Here is a 16,178-nt window from a genome sequence, read left to right as displayed (position 1 = left end):
GGCGGGTTTGTGGGGACGTTAGGCGCCGGCCGGGGGGGCGGAGGGGGCCGCCGCAAGCTCAAGCTAATATATCCCCGACTCTCATGCCTATGGTGCTATCGCGGAATGGCCTGACGGGCAGTCTAGGCCAACAGGATTAATTGCTGCGCTTTCATTCTGCCAGTAGCTTGCAGGCCTGGTCATTTAGCCCCAGATGAGGTCGGCACGCTCACCGTTACCGGTGCGTGGTGACTTGATCGTGCCGACCTCACCTTTGACACATGGAACCGATGCCCCTGTGGCAACCGAGCGAAGCTCTGGCCAACGCGATCATTGAGACCGTCGAGCGTCTGACGAAGGAAGCCCGCCGCTGCCGCTTACTTCGCCCGATGCCGAAAAAGCGGCTTCTCACCTGCTGAAGCTCTTTATGAACGGCCTTACCCGCGAAGAGGAACTGGTTGATGCGGGCAGAAACCGTATGAAATGGCTGCCTCGAGCTCATGGTTTTCAAAAGGCGACGCTGCCGCACTTCCGAGCCGTTAATCACCCCGACATCAGCCAGGAAGTGGCTCAGCCGGTCACGTCTGCGGGCAGCTCATTTTTCACGCAGGCCCTGCCAGGCCGAGTTGAGCCAGGAATTTCGAAACTCCGCTGAGCACATGGGTTCGTGGGGCCTCGAACTTGTAGCGGTACGACGTACCTAAACCGGCTGATGGATAGCCACAAACTCGTACGCTACCTCGCTCATCATTTTCCAAAGCAACTCGCTCAATTCCAAGGCGGTTTGGAAACGGCTTGAGTTCCCAGTGCGGCCGCCGGCGCACGCGCCGCGCTTGGCCGCCTAGTGTCGTTCTCTAGCCGCCCTCTGAGAAATCTCACCCTTTCGCAGGGGTGGAAAAGGCCGCAATGATCGCCTCGAGCGACACGCTCAGTGCATTCGAAAAGGTCCTGCCCTTCTGCCAAATCGCGACGTAATGATAGAGCGCTGACGGTTCCACCGGTTTTGCTTGGAGGTTAAACGCTTCGTATTCACGCGCAATGATTTCATTGGTTATGGAAATGCCCAGGCCAGCCGAAACGTATCCGGCCTCGTGACCGTTGCAATCGAATTCCACCAGTGGTCGGGATGAAAGATGCACACGTTGCGCGCCGACCCGAGCGGCGCCCATTCAAACAGGCGTGGGTCCAGCGGCAATCTCGAAATCCCCAGGTCCGCACGCCCTGCCAGGATGTGCTCGCCGACCTGATCGTAGCTTCCAGAAATTGACCTGACGTTCGAAGCGGTCTTTGCGTGGATAATCGCCACCACCTTGGGCATGGTCACGAAACCGAAAACAGAAGGCGCGGCAATCGCAATCCTCTGCTTTTCCTCGTTCTTCATCGCGAAGATCGACGCTTCCAGCCGATCCAGGGACGTCAGGGCAAGTTCAACGTTTCGCAGGAGCTCCCATGCTTCCTGCAAGGGGACGATGCGGTTGGCTGATCTCTTGAAGGTGATGCCGAGCGTGGTCTCGAGTTGCTTCACATGTTGACTGACAGCCGGCTGGCTTATCCCGAGGGCTGCCGCTGCTCGCCTTGTCGAACCGGCCCGCAACACAGACTGAGGGGTCGAGGAGACAATCGAATGGCCAGGCACGCTGACTTTGGCCGACTTCAACGTCCCAGAAGGTTCTTCTCGACGGTTCTGAGATGAACCAGCATCGCTGTCTTGGCGCCATCGGGATCGCGACGGAGCAATGCATCTAGAAGCGCCTGATGTTCCTCGCAATACACTTGGCGGCGCTCTTCAGAGAATGACCGCTTTTTCATCTCGAACCAGGGCGACTGGTTTCGGATCGCACGCATGAGATTGTGGATTTCCTTCAAAAAATCATTGCGGCAGCATGCGAACAAACGGTGATGGAATTCCGCGTCCCAATGCTCGAATGTGGGCATGTCTTGCGACTCGCACGCGGTTTTATGTGCTTCGCGCACTGCATTCAGCTCGGCCGCACTTGCATTAGTCGCGGCAAAAGCCGCGGCAGCCGGTTCCAGCAATTGCCTGATCTCCATCATATCGGCCGGGCTGGTGCCTTCCATCCGCGCAACCATCGAGGCAATCGACAGGGGATTTGTCGCGGTTAGAAACGTCCCGCGGCCGACGTGGCGAACAACCGTCCCATCGTCTTCCAGGAAACCAACGGCGCGCCGCACGGTGTTGCGCGCCACCCCAAACTCGATCGCCAGGTCACGCTCAGGAGGCATCCGGCCGTCCTCAAGCCATTCGCCGGATGAAATCCGCTTCTTGAGCATCAAGGCAATATCGTTCGCAACGAGCTTTGGCATAATGAAGCTTCTATATGATCCAATTGTGGACCAATAGTATCAGTCATTTGGCGCCCGGTCTAGTAGTCCGAGCCCCAAAACAGGCCTTTTCAGCCAGATGTGCAAAGATTCTTGCATGCAACCCATTGCCAAGCCCAACCAATCGTGACTATCGTGTCTTCAAAGGCCGCATATTGGCTCATAAAAGGTCCAGGGAGAGAGGCATGAAAATTGCGACATTCGCGATCGCCGGAGAGCGTCGCGTCGGCATCATCGATCCCGAGAAGCAGACCGTTTCGCCTTTTGATCTGCCCGTCGAACAGGCGCAGACAGGTCTTCTGGCGTTGATGCGTCGCAATGGCGCCGGGATGCCGCGAACGCTTTCGCCGATCCCGCTTGCGCAGGTCGAGATCGAAGCGCCAATCCCGCTGCCGGCCCGCAATATTTTCTGCGTCGGCAAGAACTATCATGAGCATGCCCACGAATTTTCCCGCAGCGGTTTTGACTCAAGTGCGGCCGCAGGGACCATCCCCAAGCACCCGATTATCTTCACCAAGGTCCCAGAGTCGGTGATACCGACCAACACCAATGTGTTGATCGACTCCTCTGTATCGACTTCCATCGACTATGAGGCAGAGCTTGCCGTCATCATCGGCAAGGGTGGGCGTGGAATTTCAAAGGAAGACGCTTACGATCACGTTTGGGGCTACACGATCGTCAACGACGTCACCGCCCGCGATTTGCAGGGCAAATACAGTCAGTGGCTGATAGGCAAGTCCCAGGACACTTTTTGCCCCATGGGGCCTTGGGCCATAACCAAGGATGAACTCGACCTGGATAGTGCTTCGGTCCGCTGTTTCGTCAACGACGACCTGCGCCAGAACTCGAAGATTTCGCTGCTCATTTTCGATATCCCGACGATCATCTCGACGCTCTCGCAAGGCATCACACTGAACCCGGGCGATATCATTGCGACGGGCACACCAGCGGGAGTGGGTATCGGGTTTGACCCGCCGAGATACCTGAAGGCCGGCGACGTTGTGCGCGTCGAGATCGACGGCATTGGGTCTCTGGAGAACCGCTTCGCGGAGCATGCGCAATGACGACCGTGACGATCGGACCGATCGTTGCCGAGGTCACCGGCGAAGGGATGCCGGTGGTGATGATCCATGGCCTCGGCGGAACGTCAAATATGTTCCAGCCCCAGATGGCCGCACTTTCTGGATATCGTGTGGTCCGGCTCGATTTGCCTGGCTCGGGGCGCTCGCCAAGGCCGTTCGAGCCTCTGACGATGGAAATTATGAGCGAGGCCGTTGTCCGTGCCATGGACGGCATGGGCGTGACGCGGGCACATTTCATCGGCCATTCGATGGGCACCATCGTCTGTCAGCAGATCGCTGCCAAACATCCTGCACTGGTCGCCTCGCTGGCATTGTTAGGCGCCTTGGCCGAACCTGCCGAAGCGACACGGCTGGGCCTCGCCAAGCGAGCCCAACTGGCCAGGTCCGGCGGCATTGCCGACATTGCCGATCAGATCGTCGCCAATGCGCTGTCGGCGCATACAAGGGAGACGTCGCCTGCGGCAATCGCCTTCGTGCGCGAGTCGATAACACGTCAGGATCCGGAGTCCTATGCGCGCACTTGCGAGGCACTGGCGAAGGCGGTGGCGGTCGACCCCCGGCGCATTGCGGCCCCTACCCTGTTGGTTACCGGCGACGCCGACACGGTCAATCCGATGAGCGTCGGTCAGGCGCTTGCCGATGGGATCAAGGGAGCCGTAATCTCGTCGCTCGATCGGTGCGGACACTGGGCTACCATTGAGTGCCCCCGCGAAAGCAGCCAGAAGCTCGCCGATTTTTTGCGACGCGTTGATAGGTGAGGACCTGAACAGCGCGTAAAACTGCGCGTTCGAAAGTTTTGGGAGGATAAGATGGCAGAAGACAGCTGGAACGGAAACAGTTCGGGCGGCACGCTCTTCACCAATGTGCGCGTGCTCGACGCGACGGGTGAGTATCCCTACACCGGGGAAGTGCTGGTGCAGGGCAACCGCATCAAGCAGATCACCAAGGGTTCGTCACGTTTTGGCTCATCATCGTCACCGTCATATGGTGGCGGTGCGACGGTCATCGACGGCATGGGCGCGACGCTGATGCCCGGCATGATCGATGCCCATTTGCACCTGTCCTGGAACAATGCGCCCGGCATCGACCCGATCCAGATGATGGAAATCGAAGAGCATATGCTGGTCACCATGGAAATGGCCAAGCTCGTGCTGGACGCGGGCTTTACAGCCGGCCGAGGTGCTGCGGCAGCCAAGCCCAGGCTGGATGTCGTGTGCAAGAAGTTCATCAATCAGGGACGGTTTCCTGGCCCGCGCTACCTTGCAGCTGGACCCGAGATCACCACGGTGGGAGGCCTCGGAGATTCGTCGCCGTCTCATATCCCGCATGAAGGTCTCAACCTCGGCATCGTCGTCTCGGGGCCGGAAGAAATCCGCCGCACCGTGCGCCAGCTGATCAAATACGGCGTCGACTCGATCAAGCTCAACCTGTCCGGTGAAAGCATCACCGGCATGGGCGCCGAAGAGACACCGATGTCCGAGGAGGAGGTCGCCATGGCGGCCTCGGAGGCACGCTGCCGCAACAAGGTGTTGTCGGCACACGCGCGCTCATCCGGATCGGTCAAGCAGTGCATCAGGCACGGCATCCAGAACATCTACCATGCCTCTTTCGCCGACGAAGAGGCACTCGACATGCTTGAAGCAGCCAAGGACAAGCACTTCGTTGCGCCCGGCATTGCCTGGCTCATCAACACTGCTCGCCATGCCGAGCAATGGGGCATCAAGCCGGGCTCGCCACTTTCGCTCGAATATGAGCGGGAGCTCGAAATGTGCATCGATACGATGAAGAAGATGCATCGGCGCGGTATCCGCGTCTGCATCGGCGGCGACTATGGTTTTGCGTGGACGCCGCAAGGCACCAACGCCAAGGACATCCAGACGTTCGTGGAGATGCTTGGCTACTCACCGATGGAAGCGATCCAGGCCGGAACCAAGTTTGGCGGCCAGATCATGGGCATGGGCGACGAGCTCGGTCTGATCAAGGAAGGCTATCTCGCCGACCTGCTGCTGATCGACGGTGATCCGATCTCGGACGTGCGCATCCTGCAGGACAAGAACCGCATCCTCGCCATCATGAAGGACGGCAAATTCCATAAGGCGCCGCGCATCAACGAACAGCGCCGTCGGCTGACTGCATGAGTATCCTGGACCGGCCATCTTCGTCCGGGATTTCGGGCGGCGGCGTGTCGCGCCGGCAGGCGTGGGGCCTTTTCTGGCTCCTGGTCGCCGCGCTCGTCGCATGGCTGGTTTTCGCCGTCTGGCCGGATTGGCTCAACGCGATCCTGATATCGAAGAAAGCCTTCGTCAGCGCCATCCTCAATGGCATCACCCTGGCAGGTCTCTACTTTCTGGTTGCCAGCGGTTTCACATTGATCTTCGGCCTCATGCGCAACGTCAACCTGGCGCATGGCTCGCTCTATCTGCTCGGCGCCTACATCGGCTACGAAGTGGCGAGCCGCACAGGTTACTGGCTGCTGGGGGTCGCTGCCGGCTTCATCGTGCTGGCCGCGATCGGTGTCGTCATGCAGGTCGTCGTCTTCCGTCGCCTGGAGGGTGACGATCTCAGACAAACCCTGGTCAGCATCGGCATCTCCATTGTCGCTGCCGACCTGATGCTTGCCGTCTGGGCCGGCGGCACTTACCAGATCGCGGTGCCGGAATGGCTGGACGGTGCAGTGACCTTGCCGGTTATAACGGCAGTCCGATCCAACGGCGCATCGGTCTTTCTTACCTACCCATTTTATCGGATAGCCGTGCTGGCCGCCGCCATCGTCATTGGCATCGGCCTGTGGCTGATGCTGAACAAGACCCGCGTCGGCATGATGATCCGCGCCGGCGTCGACGACCGCGCGATGCTCTCGGCGTCCGGCGTCAACGTGCATGCGGTCTTTGCCATCGTCTTTGCGGTCGGCGCCGGACTTGCCGGCTTTGCCGGCGTCGTTGGCGGATCGGCGCTGTCCGTCGCGCCGGGCGAAGACATTCGTTACCTGCTGGCCTCGCTCGTGGTTGTCATCGTTGGCGGGATGGGCTCGATATCAGGCGCAGCCATAGGCGCGCTTCTCATTGGTCTGGCCGAGCAACTCGGCCTCGTCTACTTCCCGACCTATGGCGTCGTGCTGACCTTCATCATCATGGTCGTGACACTTGCGATCCGGCCGCAAGGCATCATGGGCAAATCACGATGACCATAAGCCTCCAATCCACGCCCGTCGCAACCCAGCCAAACTGGCTGGACAAAATTGGCGCGGGCCACATTCTCCTCGGCATCGCGCTGGTTCTGTATCCGTTGGTGGCGTCGGATTTCTTCCTGACGCAGATCGGCGGCTACTCCTTGATCTTTGGCATGCTTGGGCTGTCGTTGATGATGCTCGCCGGCTACGGCGGCATGGTCAGCCTGGCTCAGATCACCGTTGCCGGCATCGCTGCCTATTGCATCGCGATCTTCGGCGACAACAACAGCCATCTTCTTGGCTTTGGCTGGCCGTGGTGGATTGCAGCCCCGGTTGCGATCCTGATCGCGGCGATCGCCTCGTCCCTGATCGGATGGATATCGGTCCGCACCGAAGGCATCTACACCATCATGATCACGCTGGCGATTGCCACCGCCACCTTCTACTTCGCGCAGCAGAACTACGCGATCTTCAATGGTCATTCGGGCTATGCCGGCATACGCGCGCCAGCTTTCTGGGGCGTGAACTCGCGCGATCCGAAGGCGTTCTATTACCTGTGCCTTGGGTTCTCGGTGCTCGCCTATGCCGCGATCCTCTACGGCTCCAGGTCAACGTTCGGGCTAACCCTGCAGGCGATCCGTGACAATCCGCGCCGGATGCGCGCTCTGGGCTTCAACGTCACCGCGCACAAGGTGTTCGCCTGGTTCCTGGCCGGCATCATAGGTGGCTTGGGCGGTGTGCTCCTGGTCTGGTTCAACGGCCGCGTCTCGCCCGGCACCATCGGTGTGGACGCTGCAATCGATGTTCTGATCATCGCTGTCATTGGCGGCCTGCGGCATCCGATCGGGCCGTTCCTTGGCGCCCTCGTCGTCGTCCTGATGCAGACGTTCGCGATCGATCTCGTCGGGGCCGAGCGTTTCAACACGCTGATCGGCCTCGTCTTCCTGGTGATCGTCTTCATTTCACCAGACGGAATTCTTGGGTTGTGGGCAAAGTTCAAGCCCAACTTTTCTCAGGAGTCCTTGCGCCCCGGCCGGTGACGGCCGGGCGGAATGAACTGCATAACTCTGTCAATCAAGGGAGGAAATAATGAAGATGCACAGACGCACATTACTGGCTTTGGCATTGGCGAGCGGACTGACCGCTCCGTCCTTGGCTCTCGCCGCTGACGACACCATCAAGATCGGTCTGCTTGCGACCTTCGAAGGGCCCTTCACGGTGCTTGGCGAAGATAGCGAGCGCGGCGCAATGACTGCCGTGGAAGAGGTCGCCGGCACCGTGGCCGGCAAAAAAATCGAGATCGTCAAGGGATCGTCCGACGCGTCGCCCGACAGTGCGGTGCGCGCAGCCCGCAAGTTGGTCGAACAGGATGGCGTCAAGGTTCTGATCGGTCCGCTTTCCGGCGACGAAGGCCTGGCAGTCAAGGACTATGCCAAGACCCAACCGACCGTCACCTTCCTGAATGGCGCCTCTGCTGCCCAGGACACGACTTTCCGGGATCCCGCGCCGAACTTCTTCCGCTTTGGAACCGATGGTGCGCAATGGATGGCAGGCCTCGGCACCTACGCCTTCAAGGACAAAGGCTACAAGAACGTTGCGACCGTGGCGGAGGACTACTCCTTCCCCTACACGCAGGTGTTCGGCTTCATGGCCGAGTTCTGCAAGGCAGGCGGGCACGTGCCATCGAAGTCCTGGGTGCCGATCGGCAACAAGGATTTCTCATCCGTCATCGCTGCCATCCCCGAGAATGTCGACGCAATCTATGTGGCACTCGGCGGTGCAGATGCCGTCAACTTCCTCACTCAATACCAGCAGTCCGGCGGTGCAGCCCCGCTAATCGGAGGCTCGATCACGGTCGATCAGACGGTGCTCACGGCCAAGGGCAAGCTGCGGGACGTGCTCGTTGGAACGCCTTCGGCCGGTCCGACTGCCGATACGAATGACACCCCTTCCTGGACCAAGTTTGTCGAGGCTTACAAAAAACAGCCAGGTGCATTCCCGTCGCCGTCGCTGTTTGCCCATGCCTACTACATCAACATGAAAGCCGCGCTGCTTGGCCTCGACAAGGTCGGTGGCGATGTGTCGGATGGTGGTGCGAAGCTCCGCGAAACCCTTTCGTCGCTTTCTTTTGAGACGCCGACGGGCAAGGTTTCGCTCGACAAGAACCGCAATGCGATTGCCGACATCTTCCTGACGGAAGTGACTGAAAACGAAGACGGGACGCTGTTGAACAAGCTGATCAAGGTGGTTCCGCAGGTAAACCAGACACTCGGCATTGCTGAAGCGGACTTCACGGCGCTGGGCGCAGTGAGCCGCGACAATCCGAGCTGCCCATAATCGGTCGAACGCAGGAGCGCGCGCCAGTGGCCGAGAATGACATGGCTTCCCGTCTGCAAGGAACCGGTGCTTACGCACTGGAACTGGACGGCGTCGCGCGTCACTTCGGTGCTCTGGTGGCGCTCTCCGGCATCAATATGAGGATCGCGGCCGGTGAACGGCGCGCGGTCCTCGGCTCCAACGGCGCGGGCAAGACGACGCTTTTCAACGCGGTGACCGGCGACTTCTTGCCAACCGCCGGGCGCATCCGTTTCTTCGGCGAAGACATAACCGATCTGCCCCCACATGAACGCATCAGGCGTGGCTTGCGGCGGACCTACCAGATTTCGCAGCTGTTCAAGGGGCTGTCGGTTCTGGATTCGATCTTCCTGGCGTGCCGTGGAGTGTCGCGCCGCCGGTTCTCATTGCTTCGGCCGCGGTTGAATGACGTCAACAGGGTTCAGGCCGAGTCAATCCTCCACGCCGTGCATCTGGACGGCGACCGCGACGCGTTGGTGGCGACGCTAAGCCATGGTCAGCAAAGACAGCTGGAGATCGCTCTGGCGCTCGCCGGCGCACCGCGTTTCATACTGTTCGACGAACCCGCAGCCGGTCTGTCCCCGACAGAGCGCCGTGATCTGGTTGCGATCCTGAACGGCCTTCCCAAGCACATAGGCTATGTCATCATCGAGCATGATCTCGACGTGGCGCTTCGTGTCTCCGAATATGTCTCGATGATGCACAATGGCCGACTGTTCAAGGAAGGCACGCCCCAGGAGATCGAGGCCGATCCTGAGGTCCAGGAAATCTACCTTGGAGGCAAGCATGGCTGAGCGCGCCGCTTCCTCAGGCAAGGCGGTTCTCAAGATCGAGGACCTTCAGGTCTACTATGGCCAAAGTCATGCGCTGCAGGGCGTCTCGCTGACTTTGGAAACCGGCGTGTTGTCGGTCGTAGGCCGCAATGGCATGGGCAAGACGACACTGTGCAACACCATCACTGGCCTGAAGCGCGCACAATCCGGTTCCATTCGAGTCAACGGTCGAGAGATATCATCGCTCGAACCGCACGAGATCCACCGCCTCGGCGTCGGCTACGTCCCGCAAGGCAGGCGAGTCTGGCCAAGCCTGTCCGTGGATGAGCATTTGCGGATGTCGTCGAAACGCGACGCCAACTGGACGGTCGAGCGTGTCTACCAGACCTTTCCGCGCCTGGCGGAACGCAAGAGCAATGGCGGCTCTCAACTGTCGGGTGGCGAGCAGCAGATGCTGGCCATTTCGCGTGCGCTGCTGAGCGACCCTAAACTGCTGGTCATGGATGAGCCGACCGAAGGGCTGGCGCCGGTCATTGTCGAACAGGTCGAGCGCATGCTCGTCAGCCTGGCGGAAGAAGGCGAGATGGCGATCCTCGTCATCGAACAGAATATCGGTGTTGCAACGGCGGTGTCGGACCGCGTCGCGATCATGGTCAACGGGCGCATCAACCGGGTCATGGAAGCCTCGGCTCTTGCTGCCGATCGCGACTTGCAGCAACGCCTGCTCGGCGTTGGCCGCCACTCCGATGAACCTGCTGTTTCTCCAGCCGCAATTGCCGAAGCGCAAGAGCAACTGGCGGAGGTCTACCGCATTGATCGGGCAGGCACACGCACAGAGCCGGTGGTTCAGAATGGGGTCTTTCGTCCGGTCACTGAGCTGCCAAACCGGTGGAACGTGCCGGTTGCAGCCATGCGCCAAGCGGCAGTCGAAAAACACAATCCTCGAGACGAACTTAAAAAGGTCTTCGCCATCCCCTTCGCCGAGCGGATCGGCCGCACCGTTCTTGTCGCCGGAACGTTCGACACGAAGGCGAAGGAACTGCGGTTCGTGGCAGATCGTCTGAAATCGCTGGGGATCCCCGTTCGCACAGTCGACCTCTCCACCTCGGGAAGACCGTCGAGCGCGGACGTTCCCGCTATGCAGGTCGCAGGCATGCATGCGCGAGGATCGGCGGCGGTGTTTTCGAATGACCGCGGTAGCTCGGTCGCGGCAATGGCCGAGGCCTTTGCGCGCTGGATCGAACGCGAGCCACGCCTCGGCGGTGTGATTTCAGCCGGCGGCTCAGGTGGAACGACTATGGCCACCGCCGGTATGCGCGCCCTGCCGGTAGGCATCCCCAAACTGATGGTGTCCACTGTCGCAGCCGGCGACGTCAGCAAATATGTCGGGGGCGCCGATATCATGATGTTCCACTCGGTCGCAGATGTTCAGGGCCTCAACTCGATCACCGAGGTCGTCCTGGGCAACGCTGCGCACGCTATGGCGGGTATGGTCGCACAGTTGCCTTCCGGCGAAGCCTGGGAGGCCAAACGAAAGCTGGCACGTCCGGCTGTCGGCATCACCATGTTTGGCGTCACCACGCCCGCAGTGCAGGCCGTGACCAAACGTTTGGAAGCGGATTATGACTGCCTGGTTTTCCACGCGACAGGCATTGGTGGCCGGGCCATGGAGAACCTCGCCGATTCCCGAATGCTGTCGGCCTTCATCGACCTGACAACGACTGAAATAGCCGACATGGTGGTCGGCGGCGTGTTCCCGGCAAGCGACGATCGCTTCGGTGCGGCGATACGCACGGGCTTGCCCTATGTCGGATCCACCGGCGCGCTAGACATGGTCAATTTCGGTCCGCGCGACAGTGTGCCGGAGAAATTCAAAAGCCGGAAGTTCGTCGTCCACAATCCCAACGTCACCCTGATGCGCACCACCAGGGACGAAAACCGGCAGTTTGGCGAATGGATCGGCGCGCGGCTGAATTCCATGAACGGGCCTGTGCGCTTTCTCCTGCCCGAAGGCGGCGTCTCGATGCTCGACGCACCCGGCCAGCCATTCCACGATCCGGAAGCCGACAATGCGCTGTTCGAGGCGATCCAGAAAACCGTGCGCCAGACCTCACTGCGTGTGGTTCAGCGGGTCCGATCCAACATCAACGATGCGCCATTCATCGATGCGGTGCTCACTGCATTCCATGCAATCGGACCGAAACTGCAGAGGCGCGCATGACCCGATCTGCAGTTCGACAGCTTCAAGAAAATCAAGCCGGTCGGCTTCGGTCGATCGCATCCTGTTTGGGAGGGTAGAAAAATGGCCGCGCAGACTTTTGGCACGTTCCTTTTGTGGTTGATCGTCGCAGCGATCATCGTTGTGATTGCTGTCTATATCCTGCGATGGCTGTATCGCCGCTCCACCAAGGAAACTGCGTTCGTGCGAACCGGTTTCATGGGCGAGAAAGTGGTCGTCAATGGCGGCGCTTTCGTCATACCTGTCCTGCACGAAATAACGCCCGTCAACATGAACGTGCTGCGCATCGAGGTGCGTCGCGAAGACGCTCATGCGTTGATCACCAAGAACCGGATGCGGGTCGACCTGATCGCGGAATTCTTCGTGCGCGTAGGAGCAAGTCGCGAATTGGTCGCCGCTGCCGCGCAGACACTTGGTCGGCGCACATTGCAGCCGGAAAGCCTGCGCGAATTGCTTGAGGGAAAATTCGCCGGCGCCATGCGCACGATCGCTGCGCAGATGAGCCTGGAGGAAATGCACGAGTTGCGCGGCGACTATGCGGCCAAGGTGCGCACGCTTGCCTCCGAATCGCTAGCCGCAAACGGCCTCGAACTTGAAAGCGTCGCCATCGTCGATCTCGACCAGACCAGTCTTGAGTATTTCGATCCATCCAACGCGTTCGATGCCGAGGGTCTGACGCAACTGACCGAATCCATCGAAACTCGCCGCCGGATGCGCAACGAGATTGAACAGCGCACCCTCGTCGATATCCGCAACCAGAACCTCGATACGCAGCGCAAGGTGCTCGAAATCGACCGTGACACCGAATATGCGCGGCTCGAACAGGAACGCGAGGTCGAAATTCGCCGTGCCTCGCAGCGTTCTGAGCTGGCCATCGAGCGCGCGCTCCGCGACCAGGAATCCGAACAGGCACAGTTGTCCTCGCGCGAAGCCGTCGAGAAATCGCGCCTCAATCAGGAACGAAACATCACCGAGGAGCGCATCAAGAGCGAAGAGGACACGCAGCGCCGTGAAATCGCCCGCCGGCGGTCCCTCGACGAGACCGAGATGAAAATGCGCGAACTGACCGAGCGGGAGCAGATCGCCCTGGAATTGTCCCTGGAAAAGGCTCGCATCGAGCGCGAAGGTGCGCAGAGCGGACTGGAGATCGAGCGCAAGAAGGTGCTCGAGATCGCGGAGCTTGAGCGTCAGATCGCGTTGGCGGAGAAGGCCTTGGAAGTCACCAAGGCAGAGGCTGAAAAGCGCCGCGCCGAAATTGTCGAGAATCAGGCGACGGAAACCGCGCGCATTGGCCAAGAGCGTGCCATTGACGAGGTGAGGATTGCTCGCGAGCGTCACCTTGAAGCGTTGCAAATTGCAAAGCGCCAGGCGTTCGAGGAAGCCGAGATTTCTGCCGGCGAAGAGGTGGAACGTGCCCGCATCACCACCGAGCGTGGCATTGAGGAAGCCCGCCTGATCAAGGACCGCGACATGCGCCAGTTGGGCGTCGATCGCGACCAGAAGATCGAGATCGCCGAGATCCAGAAGGCCATCGACATCGCCAAGAAAACACAGGAGCGTTCGTCCGCGATCGCCGCCTCGGAAGCCGTTCGTGCAAAGGCCATTCAGGCAGAGGAACAGGCCTTCACCGCCCGCGAGCGCGAGATTGCCGAGCGCCGCAAGCTGACCGATCTCATCGGTGCCGCCCGGGAAGTTGAGCGCGATGCCCTGCGCATCACCTCGGCCGCCGACGCCGAGATGAAGGCGGCCAAGAGCCTGGCGGAAGCGCAGAAGATCGCTGCTGTCGCTTCGGCGGAAGCGGAGAAGATCCATGCCCTGGCCGCAGCCCAGCGCTACGAGGTCGACGCCGCCGGTCACAGGCAGCTCAACGAGGCCGAGAACCTGCTTTCCGACGAAGCCCGCGCGGGGCGCCTGCGCGGCAAGTTGCTGGACCATATGGAAGGCATCATCCGCGAGAGCGTCAAGCCGATGGAGAAGATCGAAGGCATCAAAATCCTGCATGTCGACGGCATCAACGGTGGCCAGGGCGGCAGCCGCAACGTCACCGACGAGGTCATCGATTCAGCGCTGCGTTACAGGGTGCAGGCGCCGATGATCGACAATCTGATGAAGGAGATCGGCATCGAGGGCGGATCGCTCGGCCGCATGACGGACGTTTTGCGAGACGCCAAGGACATAGCCAGCCTGAGCCGCGACAAGAAAGGCAAGGCAAAGAGCGGCAAGGATATCGACGATGACGATCGCGACCAGTGAAGGTTTAGGATCACCCGATGCCGAAGATCTATGTGTCGTCGACGATCAACGCGCCAGCTGTGGACGTTTGGAAACTTGTCCGAAGCTTCAATGGCTTGCCGAACTGGACACCCTTTGTCGCCGAGAGCCGCATCGAACAGAACGCGCATCCGGACCAGATCGGCTGCATTCGCAATTTCTTGCTGAAGGACGGCGGCCGGATCAGGGAGAAACTGCTGGCTTTGTCTGACTACGACCTCTCCTGCAGCTATGCGATGCTGGAGAGCCCGATGGCGGTCGAGAACTACATAGCCACACTCTCCCTGACCCCTGTAACCGACGGCAACATGACGTTCGCCGAGTGGCAGGCCGAGTTCGACTGTGCACCCGAGCGTGAAAGCGCATTGGTGCAGCAGATCGGCACGGGTGTATTCCAGAGCGCCTTCACAGCGCTCAAACAGCGCTTCGCCCGCTGACATCGACGAATGGTCAAGGTTTGCCAGAGCACGATCATCAACGCGCCTGTCCAGGACGTCTGGTCTGTCCTGCGCGATTTCAACGGTCATGAACGCTGGCATCCGGCAATCTCCTTCAGCGAGATCGAGGGCGGTGATGCGGCCGATGCGATCAGCGCGGTTCGTCATTTCAGGCTTACGGATGGCAGCGAGCTGCGCGAACAACTCCTGGCCTTGTCCGACAAGGACCGGCGGCTGAGCTATTGTCTGCTGGAAGCGCCGTTGCCGTTGATGGGGTATGTCGCGTCGATCCGGTTGAAGCCGGTGACTGACGGCAACGCCACCTTCTGGGAATGGTCCTCGGAGTTCCATCCGCCGGCGCATCGCCGTGATGAACTGGTCAAGCTGGTCACCGAGGACATCTACCAAGCCGGTTTTGAATCCGTTCGCCGGCTCTTGAACGGAAGGCCGGTTGCCGGACCAACCGGGACCACGTCAGAGCAACCAGTAGCGCGGTTGATCCCCGAGATGCGCCAGCTGGAGCCGCCTGGAGCCAGCGCCCAGGGCACACGGACCAAGGCAATCCTCGTCGAGCGACACGGAGGACCGGAGGTTCTGCGGCTTGCGGAGATCGGCTTGGCACCGCCATCGCGTGGCGAGGTCCAGATCCGTCACACATTCATTGGGGTCAACTTCATCGACGTCTATTGCAGGACCGGCTATTTCGATCTCCTGCAGCCGCCAGCCGTTCCGGGCATGGAAGCCGCAGGCGTCATTGCAGCGGTCGGCCCCGAAGTTTCGGGCTTTTCAGTCGGCGACCGGATTGCCTACGCATGCCCGCCGGTCGGCTCATACTGCGAACGACGCAACATGGCACCGGACCTTTTGGTTCACTTGTCGGACGATATTGCCGATGCAACTGCCGCGGCAGGTCTGTTGAAAGGCATTACCGCGAGCTTCCTGCTCCACGACGTCCATCCCGTGAAGCCCGGGTCCTTCGTGCTCATCCATGCCGCAGCTGGCGGGGTCGGCCAGTTGCTGATGCAATGGGCACGCCATCTCGGCGCGACGGTGATCGCCACCGTCTCTAGCGACGACAAGGCCCGGATCGTGGAAAGCCTCGGCGCCCATCACGTGATCGTCTACTCCAGAGAGAATTTCGCCGAGGCCGTCATGCGTTTGACCGAAGGCAAGGGCGCAGATGTCGCCTATGACGCCGTCGGCAATGACACGTTCGGTGGATCGTTGGCCGCATTGGGTATCCGCGGCCATCTCGTCAGTTTCGGTCAGGCCTCTGGGCCTGTGGGAAATTGGGACATCGGTAGGTTCTCTTCGAAGTCGATCACCATTTCCCGTCCGAACTACGCCCATTACACGGACAGCCCCGAAAAGCTTGGTCCTCACATCAACCGGTTTTTCGCTGCTTTGCGCCAAGGTGTGATCAAGATCGGCGCGCCCAGGCAATATGATCTGGCACGGGCTGCCGACGCTCATCGCGACCTCGAGGCTAGGAGGACAACCGGGGCACTTGTGCTGAGGGTGTGATAGTAC

At 60.3% G+C, this 16,178-nt stretch carries 14 protein-coding genes; 12 read left to right on the top strand and 2 right to left on the bottom strand.

Translation table 11 applies throughout. The features are described 5' to 3' along the window. Positions 1–406: 406 nt before the first annotated feature. Positions 407–634, top strand: a complete 228-nt coding sequence (locus EOD15_RS12420; RefSeq protein WP_127408524.1) for a hypothetical protein — start codon at positions 407–409, stop codon at positions 632–634. A gap of 396 nt (positions 635–1,030) precedes the next feature. Here the strand turns inward: EOD15_RS12420 and EOD15_RS12415 are convergent, their stop codons facing one another. After that, a complete protein-coding gene (locus EOD15_RS12415) occupies positions 1,031–1,636 on the bottom strand; it encodes a LysR family transcriptional regulator (protein ID WP_245463651.1) in 606 nt (201 codons plus the stop codon). Further along, on the bottom strand, positions 1,633–2,304 hold the full coding sequence (locus EOD15_RS12410; RefSeq protein WP_127323007.1) for an FCD domain-containing protein: 672 nt from the start codon (positions 2,302–2,304) through the stop codon (positions 1,633–1,635). Before EOD15_RS12410 ends, EOD15_RS12415 begins: the two co-directional genes overlap by 4 nt. A 203-nt stretch (positions 2,305–2,507) precedes the next feature. On the opposite strand from EOD15_RS12410, the gene EOD15_RS12405 reads away from it, so the two are divergent. The 11 genes from EOD15_RS12405 to EOD15_RS12355 all read left to right on the top strand — a co-directional run bounded on the left by EOD15_RS12405 (position 2,508) and on the right by EOD15_RS12355 (position 16,172). Then, positions 2,508–3,386, top strand: coding sequence for a fumarylacetoacetate hydrolase family protein (locus EOD15_RS12405; RefSeq protein ID WP_127408523.1), 879 nt, complete (start codon positions 2,508–2,510; stop codon positions 3,384–3,386). After that, positions 3,383–4,162, top strand: a complete 780-nt coding sequence (locus tag EOD15_RS12400; protein WP_127318648.1) for an alpha/beta fold hydrolase — start codon at positions 3,383–3,385, stop codon at positions 4,160–4,162. The genes EOD15_RS12405 and EOD15_RS12400 overlap by 4 nt, the downstream gene beginning before the upstream one ends. A 51-nt stretch (positions 4,163–4,213) precedes the next feature. After that, entirely contained in the window at positions 4,214–5,542 is a 1,329-nt protein-coding gene (locus EOD15_RS12395) for an amidohydrolase family protein (protein ID WP_127318646.1), read from the top strand. Further along, positions 5,539–6,588: a branched-chain amino acid ABC transporter permease gene (locus EOD15_RS12390; protein WP_127318644.1), complete on the top strand. Its 1,050-nt coding sequence runs from the start codon at positions 5,539–5,541 to the stop codon at positions 6,586–6,588. Before EOD15_RS12395 ends, EOD15_RS12390 begins: the two co-directional genes overlap by 4 nt. Next, positions 6,585–7,613, top strand: a complete 1,029-nt coding sequence (locus EOD15_RS12385; protein ID WP_127318642.1) for a branched-chain amino acid ABC transporter permease — start codon at positions 6,585–6,587, stop codon at positions 7,611–7,613. Before EOD15_RS12390 ends, EOD15_RS12385 begins: the two co-directional genes overlap by 4 nt. 49 nt (positions 7,614–7,662) lie before the next feature. Further along, entirely contained in the window at positions 7,663–8,910 is a 1,248-nt protein-coding gene (locus EOD15_RS12380) for an ABC transporter substrate-binding protein (RefSeq protein WP_127318640.1), read from the top strand. A 41-nt stretch (positions 8,911–8,951) separates the two neighbouring features. Continuing rightward, a complete protein-coding gene (locus EOD15_RS12375; protein ID WP_127318638.1) occupies positions 8,952–9,722 on the top strand; it encodes an ABC transporter ATP-binding protein in 771 nt (256 codons plus the stop codon). Further along, the gene (locus EOD15_RS12370) at positions 9,715–11,922 is read left to right on the top strand and encodes an ABC transporter permease (RefSeq protein ID WP_127318636.1); all 2,208 of its coding nucleotides are present in this window, start codon (positions 9,715–9,717) and stop codon (positions 11,920–11,922) included. The genes EOD15_RS12375 and EOD15_RS12370 overlap by 8 nt, the downstream gene beginning before the upstream one ends. 81 nt (positions 11,923–12,003) lie before the next feature. Next, positions 12,004–14,193, top strand: a complete 2,190-nt coding sequence (locus EOD15_RS12365; protein WP_127318634.1) for a flotillin family protein — start codon at positions 12,004–12,006, stop codon at positions 14,191–14,193. 17 nt (positions 14,194–14,210) lie between these two features. Further along, complete coding sequence (locus EOD15_RS12360) at positions 14,211–14,648, top strand: SRPBCC family protein (RefSeq protein WP_127318632.1); 438 nt, start codon at positions 14,211–14,213, stop codon at positions 14,646–14,648. Between the two features lie 9 nt (positions 14,649–14,657). Then, positions 14,658–16,172, top strand: a complete 1,515-nt coding sequence (locus tag EOD15_RS12355) for a zinc-binding dehydrogenase (protein ID WP_127318630.1) — start codon at positions 14,658–14,660, stop codon at positions 16,170–16,172. The last annotated feature ends 6 nt before the right edge of the window (positions 16,173–16,178 follow it).

The organism is Mesorhizobium sp. M7A.T.Ca.US.000.02.2.1 (genome assembly GCF_003996995.1).
Taxonomy (GTDB): Bacteria; Pseudomonadota; Alphaproteobacteria; order Rhizobiales; family Rhizobiaceae; genus Mesorhizobium.
This window is presented reverse-complemented; position numbering and strand designations above follow the sequence as displayed.

What these genes read in the sequence shown, in the direction of transcription:
- EOD15_RS12400 (WP_127318648.1), top strand. Translation starts at nt 3,383, where the DNA reads ATGACGACCGTGACGATCGGACCGATCGTTGCCGAGGTCACCGGCGAA.
- EOD15_RS12410 (WP_127323007.1), bottom strand. Translation starts at nt 2,304, where the DNA reads ATGCCAAAGCTCGTTGCGAACGATATTGCCTTGATGCTCAAGAAGCGG.
- EOD15_RS12375 (WP_127318638.1), top strand. Translation starts at nt 8,952, where the DNA reads ATGGCTTCCCGTCTGCAAGGAACCGGTGCTTACGCACTGGAACTGGAC.
- EOD15_RS12355 (WP_127318630.1), top strand. Translation starts at nt 14,658, where the DNA reads ATGGTCAAGGTTTGCCAGAGCACGATCATCAACGCGCCTGTCCAGGAC.
- EOD15_RS12360 (WP_127318632.1), top strand. Translation starts at nt 14,211, where the DNA reads ATGCCGAAGATCTATGTGTCGTCGACGATCAACGCGCCAGCTGTGGAC.
- EOD15_RS12365 (WP_127318634.1), top strand. Translation starts at nt 12,004, where the DNA reads ATGGCCGCGCAGACTTTTGGCACGTTCCTTTTGTGGTTGATCGTCGCA.
- EOD15_RS12420 (WP_127408524.1), top strand. Translation starts at nt 407, where the DNA reads ATGAACGGCCTTACCCGCGAAGAGGAACTGGTTGATGCGGGCAGAAAC.
- EOD15_RS12370 (WP_127318636.1), top strand. Translation starts at nt 9,715, where the DNA reads ATGGCTGAGCGCGCCGCTTCCTCAGGCAAGGCGGTTCTCAAGATCGAG.
- EOD15_RS12385 (WP_127318642.1), top strand. Translation starts at nt 6,585, where the DNA reads ATGACCATAAGCCTCCAATCCACGCCCGTCGCAACCCAGCCAAACTGG.
- EOD15_RS12405 (WP_127408523.1), top strand. Translation starts at nt 2,508, where the DNA reads ATGAAAATTGCGACATTCGCGATCGCCGGAGAGCGTCGCGTCGGCATC.
- EOD15_RS12395 (WP_127318646.1), top strand. Translation starts at nt 4,214, where the DNA reads ATGGCAGAAGACAGCTGGAACGGAAACAGTTCGGGCGGCACGCTCTTC.
- EOD15_RS12380 (WP_127318640.1), top strand. Translation starts at nt 7,663, where the DNA reads ATGAAGATGCACAGACGCACATTACTGGCTTTGGCATTGGCGAGCGGA.
- EOD15_RS12390 (WP_127318644.1), top strand. Translation starts at nt 5,539, where the DNA reads ATGAGTATCCTGGACCGGCCATCTTCGTCCGGGATTTCGGGCGGCGGC.